Annotated in this window: 14 protein-coding genes and 2 pseudogenes; 9 read left to right on the top strand and 7 right to left on the bottom strand. The window is 70.8% G+C overall.

The genetic code is table 11. The annotated features are described in order from the left end of the window. Positions 1–314: 314 nt before the first annotated feature. Together F3T56_RS31495 and F3T56_RS31490 are read left to right on the top strand one after the other, a co-directional pair. Positions 315–1568: an ABC transporter ATP-binding protein gene (locus F3T56_RS31495; protein ID WP_149828749.1), complete on the top strand. Its 1254-nt coding sequence runs from the start codon at positions 315–317 to the stop codon at positions 1566–1568. After that, positions 1565–2434, top strand: coding sequence for an ABC transporter permease subunit (locus F3T56_RS31490; RefSeq protein WP_149828748.1), 870 nt, complete (start codon positions 1565–1567; stop codon positions 2432–2434). The genes F3T56_RS31495 and F3T56_RS31490 overlap by 4 nt, the downstream gene beginning before the upstream one ends. A gap of 22 nt (positions 2435–2456) precedes the next feature. On the opposite strand, the gene F3T56_RS31485 is transcribed toward F3T56_RS31490, so the two are convergent. Then, entirely contained in the window at positions 2457–2798 is a 342-nt protein-coding gene (locus tag F3T56_RS31485) for an ATP/GTP-binding protein (RefSeq protein WP_149828747.1), read from the bottom strand. Positions 2799–3251: 453 nt separating this feature from the next. Between F3T56_RS31485 and F3T56_RS31480 the strand changes: the two genes are divergently transcribed. Then, positions 3252–4280 carry an LLM class flavin-dependent oxidoreductase gene (locus F3T56_RS31480; protein WP_149828746.1) on the top strand — a complete coding sequence of 343 codons (1029 nt, stop codon included), beginning with the start codon at positions 3252–3254 and terminating at the stop codon, positions 4278–4280. Between the two features lie 107 nt (positions 4281–4387). Here F3T56_RS31480 and F3T56_RS31475 read toward each other — a convergent pair whose 3' ends face one another. Then, positions 4388–4780: an SCO5389 family protein gene (locus tag F3T56_RS31475; RefSeq protein WP_149828745.1), complete on the bottom strand. Its 393-nt coding sequence runs from the start codon at positions 4778–4780 to the stop codon at positions 4388–4390. A gap of 409 nt (positions 4781–5189) precedes the next feature. On the opposite strand from F3T56_RS31475, the gene nucS reads away from it, so the two are divergent. Beyond that, entirely contained in the window at positions 5190–5861 is a 672-nt protein-coding gene (nucS, locus tag F3T56_RS31470) for an endonuclease NucS (protein ID WP_149828744.1), read from the top strand. A 70-nt stretch (positions 5862–5931) separates the two neighbouring features. Here the strand turns inward: nucS and F3T56_RS31465 are convergent, their stop codons facing one another. The 4 genes from F3T56_RS31465 to F3T56_RS31450 all read right to left on the bottom strand — a co-directional run bounded on the left by F3T56_RS31465 (position 5932) and on the right by F3T56_RS31450 (position 11101). Beyond that, positions 5932–8691: an ATP-binding protein gene (locus F3T56_RS31465; protein ID WP_149828743.1), complete on the bottom strand. Its 2760-nt coding sequence runs from the start codon at positions 8689–8691 to the stop codon at positions 5932–5934. Positions 8692–8963: 272 nt separating this feature from the next. Next, positions 8964–9287: an STAS domain-containing protein gene (locus F3T56_RS31460; RefSeq protein ID WP_033526497.1), complete on the bottom strand. Its 324-nt coding sequence runs from the start codon at positions 9285–9287 to the stop codon at positions 8964–8966. Between the two features lie 195 nt (positions 9288–9482). Further along, a complete protein-coding gene (locus F3T56_RS31455) occupies positions 9483–10331 on the bottom strand; it encodes a 3-hydroxyacyl-CoA dehydrogenase family protein (RefSeq protein ID WP_149828742.1) in 849 nt (282 codons plus the stop codon). A gap of 128 nt (positions 10332–10459) precedes the next feature. After that, positions 10460–11101, bottom strand: a complete 642-nt coding sequence (locus F3T56_RS31450) for a TetR/AcrR family transcriptional regulator (protein WP_149828741.1) — start codon at positions 11099–11101, stop codon at positions 10460–10462. Between the two features lie 90 nt (positions 11102–11191). On the opposite strand from F3T56_RS31450, the pseudogene F3T56_RS31445 reads away from it, so the two are divergent. The 3 genes and pseudogenes from F3T56_RS31445 to F3T56_RS31435 form a co-directional block, all read left to right on the top strand. Then, a pseudogene (locus F3T56_RS31445) lies at positions 11192–11743 on the top strand (ABC transporter ATP-binding protein); the annotation flags it as partial. Beyond that, positions 11722–11832, top strand: a pseudogene (locus F3T56_RS48435) (ABC transporter permease); the annotation flags it as partial. The pseudogenes F3T56_RS31445 and F3T56_RS48435, both read left to right, overlap by 22 nt. A 13-nt stretch (positions 11833–11845) precedes the next feature. After that, positions 11846–12418, top strand: a complete 573-nt coding sequence (locus F3T56_RS31435; RefSeq protein ID WP_149828740.1) for a cob(I)yrinic acid a,c-diamide adenosyltransferase — start codon at positions 11846–11848, stop codon at positions 12416–12418. Positions 12419–12584: 166 nt separating this feature from the next. Here F3T56_RS31435 and F3T56_RS31430 read toward each other — a convergent pair whose 3' ends face one another. Continuing rightward, positions 12585–13172, bottom strand: coding sequence for a hypothetical protein (locus F3T56_RS31430; RefSeq protein WP_149828739.1), 588 nt, complete (start codon positions 13170–13172; stop codon positions 12585–12587). Between the two features lie 152 nt (positions 13173–13324). On the opposite strand from F3T56_RS31430, the gene F3T56_RS31425 reads away from it, so the two are divergent. Next, entirely contained in the window at positions 13325–14515 is a 1191-nt protein-coding gene (locus tag F3T56_RS31425; protein ID WP_149828738.1) for a sensor histidine kinase, read from the top strand. Further along, complete coding sequence (locus tag F3T56_RS31420) at positions 14512–15153, top strand: response regulator (protein WP_149828737.1); 642 nt, start codon at positions 14512–14514, stop codon at positions 15151–15153. Before F3T56_RS31425 ends, F3T56_RS31420 begins: the two co-directional genes overlap by 4 nt. The last annotated feature ends 63 nt before the right edge of the window (positions 15154–15216 follow it).

Genomic DNA, 15216 nt, shown 5'->3' with positions numbered 1-15216 from the left:
CCTGACGGCACCGGGCAAGGGTTGCTCAGGGCCCGCATCTCCTTCTGGGGGTGCGGGCCCTTTGGCGTTGTGGGGTGGTTGGGTTGAGTGCCTAATGGCTCGGGGGTTCGCGTTGTATGGCGACTGCGGGTGGTACGTGGTTGATCGCGCGGTTCCCCGCGCCCCTTACGGGGCTCGGCCCAGCGTGGCCCGCATGCTGTTACTTGCCCTTGGGCGGAACCGTCAACGCCCCTATAAGCTCCTAACCCTTACGGGGGCGTGCGCCCCGACGTCCTGAGACGCAGACGTCCTGAACCGTTCGATGGGTGCGGAGCATGATCGAGGCAGTCGGCCTGACCAAGCGCTACGGCGCCAAGACGGCCGTGTACAACCTTTCCTTCCAGGTGCGGCCGGGGGCCGTCACCGGTTTCCTCGGGCCCAACGGCTCGGGCAAATCGACGACGATGCGCATGATCCTCGGCCTGGACAACCCCACCTCCGGGCAGGTGACGATCGGCGGCTATCCCTACCGCAAGCTGCCGAACGCGGCCCGCCAGGTCGGTGCCCTGCTCGACGCCAAGGCGGTGCACGGCGGCCGGCACGCCCGGAACCACCTGCTGTCCCTGGCGCAGCTGTCGGGCATCCCGGCCCGCCGGGTGGACGAGGTGCTCGGCGTCGTCGGTCTCCAGGACGTGGCGAAGAAGCGCTCCAAGGGCTTCTCGCTCGGCATGGGCCAGCGGCTCGGCATCGCCGCCGCCCTGCTCGGCGACCCCCAGGTGCTGCTCTTCGACGAGCCGGTCAACGGCCTCGACCCCGAGGGCATCCTCTGGGTGCGCAACCTGATGAAGGCGCTCGCCGCGGAGGGCCGTACGGTCTTCGTGTCCTCGCACCTGATGAGCGAGATGGCGCTGACCGCCGATCACCTCATCGTGATCGGGCGCGGGCAGCTGCTCTCCGACATGAGCGTGAAGGACTTCATCTCGGCGAACTCCGCCGACTTCGCACGCGTACGGACGCCGGACACCGAGCCGCAGCAGCGCGAGAAGCTGACGGCCGCGCTGACCGAGGCGGGCGGCCAGGTGCTGCCCGAGCAGGACGGCGCGCTGCGCGTCACCGGGCTGCCGCTCCCCCGTATCAGCGACCTCGCGCACGACGCCGACGTACGGCTGTGGGAGCTGTCGCCGCACCAGGCCTCGCTGGAGGAGGCGTACATGCGGATGACGCAGGGCGCCGTCGACTACCGCTCGTCCATCGACCAGAAGGCCGGGCTCCAGCAGCCCCTGCCGCCCGGCGCGCAGCCGCCGATGCCTGTCCCGGGACAGGGCCAGCCCGGCTGGTACGCCCCGCCGGCCCCGCAGGCCCCGCAGCAGGGCGGCCAGCCCTTCGCACCGCCGCAGGGCCAGCCGACCGGTCCGTACGGGGCGCCCGCGCCCGCTGCCGCCCCGGCCCCCGGTCAGCCGCAGCCGCAGCCGAATCCGTACGCCCAGGCCGCGCCCCAGGCCCCCGCGCAGCCCGCCGCACCTGCCACCCCCGCCCCTTCCGCCCCCGCGCCCGCCGCCGACCTGACGAAGTCCGAGGACGCCCGATGAGCACGCCCCAGCCGCCAGTCGCCCAGCAGCAGCCCCCCGCCCCCAACTGGCAGGGGGCGCCGGGCACTTCGTACACCTCGCCGATCCCGGTGGTGCGCACCCACCTCGGGCACGCGATCGCCTCCGAGTGGACGAAGATCAAGTCCGTCCGCTCGACGATGTGGACACTCTGCGTCTACGTCATCCTCGTGATCGGCCTCGGTCTGCTCTTCGCCCTGATCGCGGCCTCCACGGAGATGAACCTGGAGGGCGAGTCCCCGCTGGGCCTCGGTATGTTCGGGCTGATGCTCGGCAGCGTCTGCCTCATCACGCTCGGCGTGCTGACCACCGCCTCCGAGTACGGCACCGGCATGATCCGGACCACGATGACCGCGTGCCCGAGCCGCGGCCGGGTGCTGATCGCGAAGTCCCTCGTGTACTTCGTTCTCGCGTTCACCGTCACCCTGGTGACCACCGCGTTCGTCGGCTTCGTCCACGTGGCGATCCTGGAGGGCAACAACGCGGCGACGCCCACCGGTGAGGAGTGGTTCAAGGCGACGGTCGGCGTCAGCCTCTTCCTCTCGCTGTTCGGACTGCTGTCGCTGCTCGTCGGCTCGCTGATCCGGCACTCCGCGGGCGCGATCACGATCATGCTCGGCCTGTTCCTCGCGCCGCTGGTCATCGCGATCTTCATGTTCGCGGAGTCGCTGCGGGACGTACAGGAGTTCCTGCTCAACTACTCGATCCCGAGCCAGCTCGGCGTCTTCTACAGCGCGGAGCTCGGCTCGGCGGGCCCGTCCGGCTGGGACCCGCTGTGGATCATGCTCGGCATGGTCGCGGTCGCGTTCGCCGCCGCGTACGGCCTGCTGGAGAAGCGGGACGTGTAACCGGCGCCCGTGGACCGGGGGTTCAGAACCTCGGCGCGTTACGGGACCGCTGCACCCGCGTGGTGCGGCGGTCCTTCGCGTTCCAGCAGGCCTTGTGCCAGTGCCGGCGTTCGTCCACACCTGAGTGCTCGGGCCAGGCGACGACATGCGGCACACCGGAGGGGATCATCTGGTCGCAGCCCGGGCAGCGGTAGGTCTTGCCGACCGCGCTCGCGCCCGCCACATGGCGCACGCTCCACTCCTCGCCCTGCCAGCGCTCGCTGGACTGCCAACCGCCGTACCGGTCCGACCGGTCCTCGTCGGCGCTCCGGCCTGACGAACCCGACGAGTCATCGCCCTTGGGACGGTTGCGACGCGGAGACACAGGACACCTCACCGGGCTATACAGGGAGCAGGGTTGGTGTCCAGCGTCTCAGATTGGCTTGGTGACCCTCAATTTTGCTCAGGGATGTGAGCCAATCGCCTTCGTGCCCTGGTGCTGAACGGCAGAAGCCGTCAGCCCGCGTGGCACGTCCCTCCGGACGCTGGTCGGCCAGGCCGCGAGGCCAAACCGAGGAGGGTGCCCGACGTCGCCTGGGCGCCGGGCGTGCCGTTACATTCTGCCACAACATAACTACGTTTCGCTAACTCGGCTGGTGAGCCTACGCGGGCCCGGTGAGGGTATGCGTACGCCACCAATCCCCCAGAACACCCCCCGCCCGCCGCATTCTGCAGACAATCCGCAAATCTCGCCGCAAGGCCGTGTCCTGGGCACGTGTCAGGGGGTTATGCCGGATGGGGGAGCTCCCGAGTCGGAGCCGAGGAAGCAGGAAGTGCGATGCGCGTAGGAACATTTGTACTGGGAGCCCAGTTCCCCGGACAGGGCCAAGGGGAGGCGCTCCACCGGACGGTACGGACGGCGGAGGCGGCCGAAGCGGCCGGTCTGGACGCGGTCTGGCTGGCCGAGCACCATTTCGTGCCGTACGGGACATGCCCGTCGGCGGTCACCCTCGCCGCGTTACTGCTGGGACGCACCCGGCGGATCCGTGTCGGTACGGCGGTCAGTGTGCTGCCCACCGTCCACCCCGTGGCCCTGGGCGAGCAGGCCGCCCTGCTGCATGTGACCTCCGGCGGACGCTTCACGCTGGGCGTCGGCCGCGGCGGCCCCTGGGTCGATCTGGAGGTCTTCGGCACCGGGCTGGACGCGTACGAGAAGGGGTTCCCGGAATCACTCGATCTGCTCATGCGCTGGCTCCGCGAACCCTCGGTGTCGGCGTCGGGGGAACGATTCAGCTTCCGTGAGGTCGCCGTCGTACCGAGGCCCTCGGAGGATCTGGACGAGACGCCCGGTCCCGAGGTCGTCGTCGCCTGCACCTCACCGGCGAGCGTACGGCTGGCGGCCGAGCGCGGTCTGTCGATGCTCCTCGGGATGCACGTCGGGGACGAGGAGAAGACCGAGATGGTCGCGATGTGGCGCAAGTACGCCCGCGCCGCGGGCCGTTCGCCGGAGGAGATCGCCGGCGCGGCCCATGTGTCGGCCGGCGTCTGCCAGATCGCGGACCGGCGCACCGACGCCGTGGAGGCGCTCACCAAGGCGATGCCGGGCTGGTTGAAGCAGGGCCTCGACGCCCATGTGACCGTGGACGGCCGCGCCCGCGCCATGCGGGACCCGCTCGCGTACACCGAACTGCTCTGCGGGCTGCACCCGGTGGGGACCCCGCGGCTGTGCGCCGACCGGCTCGCGGCGACGAGCGAGCGCACGGGCATCTCCCGCTTCGCGCTTCTCGTCGAGGGCTCCGGGGACCTCGCGGCCACGGAGGAGAACGTACGGCGACTCGGTGCCGAGGTGCTGCCTCACCTCGGTTGAGCCGTACCTGGCCGTGCCCTTGGCCGTTGCCCTTGCGGGAAGCTTGCCGCCCCGGTTACTGATGCACCTCCCGCGGTTGGAGCGGCAAGCCGTAGTGCGTCATGTCCTCAGCAGTCCCGGAGTTCCGGGGACTGGTTGAGGAGTTGGCCGCGGATCGAGGTGAAGCGGGCCAGCCTGTCGTCCACGGACGGGTCCAGCGGGAAGACCGCCACGCGGTGGCAGTTCTGGAAGGCCAGGCGTACGCCGAAGTGCCGCTGCAGCGCGCCGCGAATCGCGTCACTCGCGAGCGCGCGCAGCAGCTGTCCGCGCGCCTGCTCGTCCGGCGGGGGCGTCTGGTTGTCGGCGAACTCCCCGCCTTCCACCTTCAGCTGGACCACCAGGGAGCTGATCATCTCCCACGCGTAGGGCAGGGAGGTCCGGACGCAGTCGACGAAGGCGGCTTCGTCGACCTCGCCTCGCTCGGCCTGTTCGAGTAGGGCCGGTGAGACGTCGAGCGACATGGGTACTCCTCTCGCACCCCCACAACACCAGGGGTTGACGGACAGGGGCGGAGATCGCGACCACCGAACACGCAGAGTGCACGGCTGGCGACCTCACGTTTCTACGGTATGCAACCGATCGTGACCGCACCAGGAGATTGCGCGCACCGACAGGGCCCTTGGCGCACACAATCAGCCATTGCCGAACATGAGTTGACAGTGGCACATGCCGGGGGACGACGGAGGCCCAGATCAGAGGCCTGAGGGCGTGACGGAGGGCGACAGTTCCCGACGTTCTTGGCCGGGATCGTCGTGGCCGTCGAACGGTGGCGTCGTGGCCGTCGGACGGCGGGCGTCGCGGTCGCCGGACCGAGGCCGTTGTGGTCGCCGAATCGCGCGGACCCGTCGGCGTCGAGTAGCGTTGCCGACCATGCGTCTCGTCATTGCCCGCTGCTCCGTGGACTACGCGGGCCGGCTCACCGCCCACCTCCCCTCAGCCCCCCGCCTGATCTTGGTGAAGGCGGACGGCAGCGTCTCCATCCATGCGGACGACCGGGCCTACAAGCCCCTCAACTGGATGTCGCCGCCCTGCACGCTGAAGGAGGGCACAGGCGACGAAGAGGGCGTCTGGACCGTCATCAACAAGGCGGGCGAGAAGCTCATCATCACCATGGAGGAAGTCCTCCACGACTCCTCGCACGAGCTGGGCGTCGACCCCGGGCTGATCAAGGACGGCGTCGAGGCGCACCTCCAGGAGCTGCTCGCCGACCGCATCGAGACGCTCGGCGAGGGCTACACGCTCATCCGCCGCGAGTACATGACGGCCATCGGCCCGGTGGACATCCTGTGCCGGGACGCGGAGGGGGCGACCGTCGCGGTCGAGATCAAGCGGCGCGGCGAGATCGACGGTGTCGAGCAACTCACGCGCTATCTGGAGCTGTTGAACCGCGACCCGCACCTCGCGCCGGTCCGCGGCATCTTCGCCGCCCAGGAGATCAAGCCCCAGGCCCGCGTCCTCGCCACCGACCGCGGCATCGGCTGCCAGGTCCTGGACTACGACGCGATGCGCGGCATCGAGGACGACAAGCTGCGGCTGTTCTGATCCGTTTCACGCATGAGGGCCGGGTCCGTCACACGGACCCGGCCCTCTTGCGCTGACGTGAGCCTCAGCCTCAGATCACCGAGTCGTCGGCAGGGGCTTCGCTACTGCTGCTCTCCGGAGGGCTCTCCGAGGCGCTCGCCGGCATGCTCTCGGACGGCGACAAGGTGCCGCTGGTCGTCGTGCCGCTGGTCGTCGTGCCGTCCGTGGTCCCACCATCGGTCGTGCCGTCCGTGGTCCCACCGCCCGTCGTACCGTCCGTGGTCCCACCATCGGTCGTGCCGTCCGTGGTCCCACCACCCGTCGTACCGTCCGTGGTCCCACCATCGGTCGTGCCGTCCGTGGTCCCACCGCCCGTCGTGCCGTCCGTGGTCCCACCGTCCGTCGTGCCATCCGTGGTCCCGCCATCGGTCGTGCCATCCGTGGTCCCACCATCGGTCGTTCCACCCGTGGTCCCACCACCGGTCCCGCCGCTGGTCGTTCCGCCGGTCGTGCCGCCCGTAGAGCCACCGGTCGTCCCACCGTCCGACGAACCGGACGGGTCCGAGGGCGACGGATCGTCGTCGTCCGACGGTCCCGGCGTGTTCGACGGCGTCGGGTCGTCCGCAGTGCCGTACGTCCCGTCGGGGCCCGGGTCGGTCGGTTCCGGGAGCGTGCCGGGGTCGTTGGCGTCCTCTTCCCGCTTGGGGCGCTCCTCCGCGCCGAGGCCGCCGTCGTCGAAGCCCTCGCTGGCGGAGGGGTTGACGCCGACCTTCTCGGCGGGGGACTGCGGGGTGTTGTCCGAGGTCGCGCCGAGGGTCACGACGGTGCCCAGGACGGCGGCGAGCAGCGCGCCCGCTCCCGCCGCCGCGAGGTTGCGGCGGGCTCCGCCGACCAGGCTCTTGAGGCCGCCGGCCTTGTGCGCGGGCGAGCCGCCGCCGGAACGGTGGGTGACCAGCGTCGCCTCGGTACCGGTCGCCGCGGAAGCGCCCACCACGCCGGCCGCGCCCACCGCCCCGACCGCGCCGAAGCCCGTCGGCGTGTACCCGGAGGGCACCCCGCCGGGCGGTGACGCCGACTCCTCGTGCCGGGCGTCCGGCACCTCCTCCCCCGCCGCCGTACGACCGCCGGGCGGGGTCGCCCCGGAGCGGTCGGCGACCAGGGCGAGGGCCCTGCGGCCGGCGACCGTGCCGCGCTTGTCGGCGAGGGCGCCGCGCAGCCCGATGGAGGTCTCCAGCTCGGCGCGGGCCCGGTCCAGTTGGCCCAGGCAGAGCGCGAGGACGCCCAGCTCGTGGTGGAAGTAGGCCTGGTCGGCGATCTCCCCGGCGAGCCGGGACGCCTCGGCGCCGGTCCTCAGGGCCCGTTCCCAGGCGCTCCAGTGCAGCCCCGCGGCGAACGCGGGCGCCGCCTGCCGGGCCAGCCGCACCGCGACGCTCTCCTCGTCCTCGGCGGTCGGCTCGGTGAGCGGCGCGAGGACGGTGAGCGCGGCGAGCACGGCGTCCGCCTCGGCCGAGACCCGCTCGGGTGTGACCGAGGGGTGACCGGCCCACCAGGCGTAGTGCTGGGCAGCGCTGCGCGCGCGGGCCTCGACGTCGTCGGCGTACCCGGCGGCCTCCAGCTGGGTCTGTACGCCGGCCGCGAGCCGGTAGCGCGCGCCGGCCGGCGTGACCAGGGCGCAGCCGACGAGCTCGCCGAGGGCGGCGTCCGCGTGGGTGTCGCCGACCAGGGCGGGCAGATGGGCCTGGTGCGGGACCTCGCCTCCGAGTGCGATCGCGAATCGCAGGGTCTCGCGCGCCGAGGCGCTCAGCCGGGAGGCGAGCAGCGCGGCGGGCGCGGCTCCCTCGGCGAGCGACGGCAGGGGTGTCTCGTGCGTGTCCGACGAGGGGTCGAGGGGCGCGTCGACCGGCGGTGCGTCCGCGAAGACGCCGAACTCGTCGACGGCGTCCGCGCCCGCCCGCAGCCGGTCCCGCTGCCTGAGCAGCGCCCCGGCCTGGGTGAACCGCAGCGGCAGCCCCTCGGACTCGAAGAGCAGGTCGCCTGCCCAGTTCACCTCGTCCTCGGTGAGCGGCCGCCCCACGGCCCGCTCCAGCAGCGCCAGGCTGCCCGCCCGGTCGAACCCGCCGAGCACGATCTCTTCGAGGGGCGCGTCGTCGGACGGCAGGGGTACGTCGGGGGTGGCGCCGATCAGGAAGGCGCACTCGGGGGTCGCGTCGAGCAGTTCGTCGAGCGCGGCCCCGCCGAACTCCAGGTCGTCCAGGACGACGACAGCGCCGATGTCCCGTACCACGTCGAGGATCTGCTGCTGTCCGGGCCGGAACAGGGGCGCGCTGTACACGGCCGCGAACAGGTCGTACAGCAGGTCGGCCACCGTACGCCGGTAACCGCTCAGCCGTACGACGCCGTCGGGCGCGAGGTCCGCGCAGTCCTCGGCGACGGCGTCGAGGAGCGTGGTGCGGCCCGAGCCGGGGGCGCCGGTGAGACGGACGGAGCGGCCGCGGGCGAGGAGCCGTACGAGCCGTTCTCTCTCGTCGTCGCGCTGGAGCAGGGGCAGCCGGGGCAGTGCGGGCCCCGGGGGCACGGGCGGCCGGGCGGCGCGGTCGATCTCGGCGCGCTCGGCGGGCGCGTGCTTCTCGGGCCGTCCGGGCAGTTCGCCCGGTGGGCAGTTCTCCACCTCGCTGCCGTCTATGGGGTTGACGGTGAGCAGGAAGTCGCCCGAGACGAGCTGGACGGTGCGGGCGAGTGCCGGAGTGTGCCGGTCGAAGTCCTGCGTCAAAGGATCACGTGGTGGACGCTTGCTCTGTGCCTGTGCGTCGTCGTGGCCGTGGTCTTCGGGTCCCCGGGTGTTCGGGTCCATCGGTTCTAGCCCCCCAAAAGCGTCTCGTGTGCTGGAGCCCCTCCCGGCCGTGTCGCACACCGCGCTGTCGCTTCTGGTCCGGAACCCGCTCGAGGGTTGCTGGCAGCGGGCAGCCGAACCCTAAACCTTTGCACAGTATCTCCGACAGTCCGGGGTACCGCGCCGTCCGAGACGTCACAGTCTCGTGAGGATTGGGAGTGTGGTGCCTTTCCTCCCGTGGGGGCCGGGTGTCCCACACGCATCGGGTCATACGTGCGAACCCGCACGCCCGTTCACACGCGAGGCAGCGACTCCAGTCCGATGCCGCCCTCGATCGCCAGGATGCGGTGCAGTCGTGTGGCCACGAGCAGCCGCTGCATCTGCGGTGGCACATCGCGCAGCACCAGCCGCCGTCCGCACCGTCCCGCCCGCCGGTGGGCTCCCATGATCACGCCGAGTCCGGTGGCGTCCCAGGAGTCCAGCTCTGACAGGTCGAGCACCAGGTCGCCGGCTCCGTCGTCGACGGCCGAGTGCAGGACCGTACGGGCGTCCGCCGCGCTGCGTACGTCGAGGCGGCCCCCGACGACCAGCTCGGCGTGGTCGCCCCTGATGTACATAAGCGCTCCCCGTGAGTGCGTCTCGTACTCCGTGAGTAGGTGATGCAACGTCTGACGGCGTTTGACTCCGCCAGGTTGCCGTCTGTGAGCGAACCGATACCGAATTCACCTCAAGGGGTGATGCCCGAGAGGCTCATGCGTTCACATGCGGCGGAAATGCCGCCCGTGACGCATATGTCGGCGTCAGTGCTTGTGTCAGTGCTTGTAGAAGCCCTGCCCGCTCTTGCGTCCGATGTCACCGGCGTCAACCATCCGGCGCATCAGCTCCGGTGGAGCGAACTTCGTGTCCTGGGACTCGATGTAGATGTTGCTCGTGGCGTGCAGCAGGATGTCGACGCCCGTCAAGTCGGCCGTGGCCAGCGGTCCCATCGCGTGGCCGAAGCCCAACTTGCAGGCGAGGTCGATGTCCTCGGCGGTGGCGACGCCCGACTCGTACAGCTTCGCGGCCTCGACGACCAGCGCGGAGATGAGACGGGTGGTCACGAAGCCGGCGACATCGCGGTTGACGACGATGCAGGTCTTGCCGACCGACTCGGCGAACTCCCGTGCGGTGGCGAGGGTCTCGTCGCTCGTCTTGTAGCCGCGGACCAGTTCGCACAGCTGCATCATCGGCACCGGCGAGAAGAAGTGCGTACCGACGACCCGCTCGGGCCGCTCCGTCACGGACGCGATCTTGGTGATCGGGATGGCGGAGGTGTTCGAGGCGAGCACGGCGTCGTCCCGTACGAGCTTGTCGAGCGCCCGGAAGATCTCGTGCTTGACCTCAAGCTTCTCGAACACGGCCTCGACGACGATGTCCGCGTCGGCCACCGCGTCGAGGTCGGTCGTGGCGGTGATCCGCGCCAGGGCCGCCTCGGCGTCCTCGGCCGCCAGCTTGCCCTTGCCGACGAACTTGTCGTACGACGCCTGGATGCCGCCGATGCCACGGTCGAGCGCCTCGTCGGTGACATCGCGCAGGACGACGTCCCAGCCCGCCTGCGCGGATACCTGGGCGATACCGGACCCCATGAGCCCGGCTCCGATGACGGCGAGCTTCCGTGCCACTGTGCGACTCCCCTGGTACGCGCTGTCGATGACTGCCTCTCGGCCGGACCCTAGCGCTCGAGAGGGGCCGTGTGACCCGTTAGTAACGCGAGTCACGTCTCATCTGACGGACATCACACCGGCGGCACTCATTCGGAGGCGCGTACGGCGTAGTTGAGCACCTTCTCGCCCAACAGCCCTTCCATTTCATCCAGGAGCAAAAGGATTTCCCCAGACACTTCGCCCGGATCGCGCCCGGCGACCATCTCTCGCCCGATCACGCCCATCACCGTCTGGTGGAGCCAGTTGATCTGGCCGGCGATCAGGGTGGGCATGGGGTCGTCGGCGGGGGCGCCGGTCTCCTCACGGAGGGCCGTCTCCAGGTTCTCCTGGACCTCCTGCTGGACGCTCCAGAGCCGGGAGCGCAGGCCGGGCGCCTCGTGAATGACCCTCAGGAAGTGCTGGCAGTCCTTCGTCAGGCCGACGCGCGGCGAGACCGTCTCGACCTCCTCGCGCAGTTCGCGCAGTACGGCCGCGGCGGCCGACTCCCCCGCGTCCCGGCCACGCACCCAGCGCGCGAGCCGGTGGACCACGTCCTTGCCGCGGTCGAGGAAGAGGTCCTCCTTGGCGGGGAAGTAGTTGTAGACGGTGTTCACGGAGACGTCCGCCGCGTCGGCGACGTCCGCGATCGTCACGGTGACGAAGCCGTGTTCCACGAACAGCGCGGTGGCGATGTCCGAGATCCGCTGCCTCGTCTCGCGCTTCTTGCGCTCCCTGAGCCCCTCTGCCATGGCCTCATCGTAGGCGGGCCCAAGATTCTTGGCCCCGCTGAAACTTTGGAGCCGTTGCAAAATTTCAGTGACTCTGTTTTTCTGGTGGGAATGCCCATCATCAGCGCGGCCGGACTGGCCCGTACCTTCCAGACCAAGCACGGCCCCGTCGAGGCCGTGCGCGGCATCGACCTCACCGTCCGCCCCGGCGAGATCCTCGGCTTCCTCGGGCCGAACGGCGCGGGCAAGACGACGACCCTGCGGATGCTCACGACCCTGCTGAAACCCACCGGCGGCGCGGCCACCGTCGCGGGCCACGACCTGGCCACCGACCCGGCCGGAGTGCGCCGGGCGATCGGTTACGTGGCCCAGTCGGGCGGCGTCGACCCCCAGGTGACCGCGCGGGAGGAGCTGGTCACCCAGGGGCGGCTCTACCGTCTGGCGAAGACTCAGGCTGCCGAGCGCGCCGAGGAGTTGGCCCGCGACCTGGACCTGACCGGCTTACTGGACCGCAAGTGCGCGGCGCTCTCCGGCGGCCAGCGGCGCCGCCTCGACATCGCGATGGCGCTCACCCACCGCCCGAAGATCCTCTTCCTCGACGAACCGACGACCGGCCTGGACCCCGGCAGCCGCGCCGACCTGTGGGCGAGTACGCGACGGCTTCCATGCTGTACGGGACCCTGGTGGGCGTCGGGCTCGCGGCGGTCTCCGTGACGGTGGGCACACGGGTCTTCCGGACGGCCGGGGCGTAACTACGCTGGTCACATGGTCAATCTCACGCGCATCTACACCAGGACCGGCGACAAGGGCACCACGAACCTCGGGGACATGAGCCGGGTGCCCAAGACCGACGCGCGGATCTCGGCGTACGCGGACGCCAACGAGGCGAACGCGGTGATCGGGACGGCGATCGCGCTGGGCGGGCTGGAGCAGGAGGTCGTGAAGGTCCTCACCCGCGTGCAGAACGATCTCTTCGACGTCGGGGCCGACCTGTCCACGCCGGTCGTGGAAAAGCCCGAGTTCCCGCCCCTGCGCGTCGAGCAGTTCTACATCGACAAGCTGGAGGCGGACTGCGACCACTTCAACGAGCGGTTGGACAAGCTCCGCTCCTTCATCCTCCCCGGCGGCACCCCGGGCGCCGCCCTCCTCCACCAGGCCTGCACGGTCGTACGCCGGGCGGAGCGGTCGACGTGGGCGGCGCTGGAGGTTCACAGCGACGTGATGAACCCCCTGACGGCGACCTACCTCAACCGCCTGTCCGACCTCCTGTTCATTCTGGCGAGGACGGCGAACAAGGAGGTCGGGGACGTGCTGTGGGTGCCGGGCGGGGAGCGCTGACCGCTCTCTGAACGCCGATGATCCACCGCGCCCCTCAAGGGGCGCGGGGCTGTGTCACTGTGCGGCTCCGCCGCGTGGGCGCGAGCAACCCAACACAACCCGCACCCAGCAACCCAGCAGCAGCCCCACGGCGCTCATCGCCTCCCCTAGCGGAGCGCACCCGCGCTCATCGCCCGGCCTTCTCCCTCGAGGACGGAGCCCGGCTCTTGTCCGCCGCGATGGCCGGATCCTTCTTGGGAAAGATCAGGTAGCCGAGGGCGACCAGCCCGTGGATGGCCGCGGCCCTGAGTGCCGCCGCCTGGAAGGACCGGAGCGATTCGATGTTGCCGTCCTGGCCGATGTAGCGGGCGGCGGCTTCGAGCAGTACACAGGCGACGGCCGCAGCGAGGACCGTGCGGAGCCAGAAGCGGATCTCATGGCCGGCTCGCGCCATCCCGTACTTCGGCGGCTTCGGCGGAGGCGGCCCGCCGCCCAGGCGATGCGCCGCGTGGCCGTCCAGCCAGCGGATGGTGTAGTGGCCGTACGCCACGGTGAACCCGATGTAGATCGCGGCGACACCATGCTCCCAGCTCGGCTCGGCCCCGTTCTTCAAGTCGATCGCGGTCACCACGAAGAGGACCAGCTCCAGGACGGGCTCGCACAGGAGCAGCACCACACTCGTCCGGCGCCACTTCAGCAGGTAACGGACGGCCAGGGCCAGCGCCAGCAGCACCCAGAAGCCGACCTCGCAGGCGATGATCAACGCGACGATCACGACTCGCTCCTCTCGGTCACCCTTCCAGGCTCCCGGCGGCCGGCGTGCGATTCGTCGTCGGCGGTGACGAAGTCGCGGTACATCGAAAGTTGCAGTCCAGAACCGTTCGCGGGCATCAGGCGGCGGGCGCCGGTCCCGGGTTGGATGGGGGCATGGCCGTACACCTGCCCCGCCCGCACCGCGACGACGTCCTCATCGCAGTGGGCGGGCTGCTCGGCGGCCTCCTCCTGTGGGGCATCGGTCTCTTCCCCCGCCCGGCGGGCGACAACGGCTTGGTGCTCTGGCCGCCCGACTGGGCACCGCTGCTGCCCCTCGTCGTGACCGCGGGCTGCGAGCTGCTGCGCCGGACCCGGCCCCGTACGGCGCTGCTGATCGGCGTCGTGATGATGACCGCCGACATCGTCACACGGGGCAACGTGGCCACGGTCGTGATGTTCACCGACCTGGTGTACGCGGCCGTCCTGTACGGCACACCGGCCTCCGCACGCCGCATCCCCTGGATCACCGGGGCGCTCACGGTGCTCGGCGCGGTCGTGCCCACAGCCCTGTGGCGGGATCCCGAGGCCCTGCTCATCGGCTTGGGTGTCGGGGTGGTGGGCCTCGCCCCCGCCACCACCGGCTGGGTGGTACGCAACCACCGCGACGCGGCCGTCGCCGCCCGGCTCCGTGCCGAACAGACGGCTCTGCTGGCGGAGATGGACCGCACTCAGGCCGTGGTCTCCGAACGGGCCCGCATGGCACGGGAGTTGCACGACATAATCGCCAACCACCTCTCGGCGATCGCGATCCACTCCACGGCCGCGCTCTCCCTCGACGACCCGGACACTTCCAGGCAGGCGCTCGGGGTCATCCGGGAGAACAGCGTCGAGGGGCTCGCGGAGATGCGGCGGCTCATCGGCATCCTGCGGGATTCGAGTGGCGACACCGAGCCCTCCGCCGCCCCCACGCTCGACGGGCTCGGCGCGCTCCTGGAGGGCGCCCGCACCAACGGCCTCGACGTCACACTGGACGCCGGCCACTCCGACACCCTCCCCGCCCCCGTCGAACTCGCCGCGTACCGCATCGTCCAGGAGTCCCTGACCAACGCCCTCAAACACGCCCGCCCCGGCCGGGTCACGGTGGCGCTGCGCCAGACGGACGGCTCCCTCGACATCGCCGTGACCAGCCCGTACGGCGACCGCGACGGCCCGAGCGCACCCGGTTCCGGCGCCGGTCTGGTCGGCATGCGGGAGCGGGTCGCCCTGCTGGGCGGCACCTTCGAGGCCGGTCCGAAGGCATCGGCGGAGGGCAAGATCTGGGCCGTACGCGCCACCCTCCCCGTCGCCGAAGGAGAACCCGCATGATCCGCGTGCTCGTCGCCGAGGACCAGTCCGCCGTCCGCGCCGGCTTGGTCCTCATCCTGAGCAGCGCGCCCGACATCGAGGTGGTCGGCGAGGCGGCCGACGGGGAGCGGGCGGTGGCGCTGGCCCGCGAACTGCGGCCGGACCTGGTGCTGATGGATGTGCAGATGCCGCGCCTGGACGGGGTGTCGGCGACCCGTCAGGTCGTCTCCGAAGGGCTGGCCGACGTGCTCGTCCTGACCACGTTCGACCTCGACGAGTACGTCTTCGGGGCGCTGCGGGCCGGCGCCGCCGGGTTCCTGCTCAAGGACGCGGAGGCGAAGGACCTCATCGCGGCCGTACGGACGGTCGGGCGCGGCGAGGGTCTGATCGCCCCGGCCGTCACCCGGCGGCTGATCGCCGAGTTCGCCGCCAAGCCCGTACGTGAGCCCACGGCCGACCCGTCCGTGCTGGACGCACTCACCCGGCGCGAGCGGGAGGTGCTCTCATGCATCGGCGAGGGACTGTCGAACGCGGAGATCGCCGGGCGGCTGGACATGGCCGAGGCCACCGTGAAGACCCACGTCAGCCGTCTGCTGGGCAAGCTGGATCTGCGCAGCCGGGTCCAAGCGGCCGTACTGGCACAGGAGTTGGGCGTCTAGGGCGCGTATCTGGTTTCGATCAATCTGGCGGATCCGGCCCGCGCGGTGTGGCGGATCCGGTAG

The sequence above is a fragment of the Streptomyces tailanensis genome, from assembly GCF_008386495.1.
GTDB classification, from domain to species: domain Bacteria; phylum Actinomycetota; class Actinomycetes; order Streptomycetales; family Streptomycetaceae; genus Streptomyces; species Streptomyces tailanensis.
Note: the sequence above shows the minus strand (reverse complement) of the source record. Positions and strands in the feature narration are given on the sequence as shown.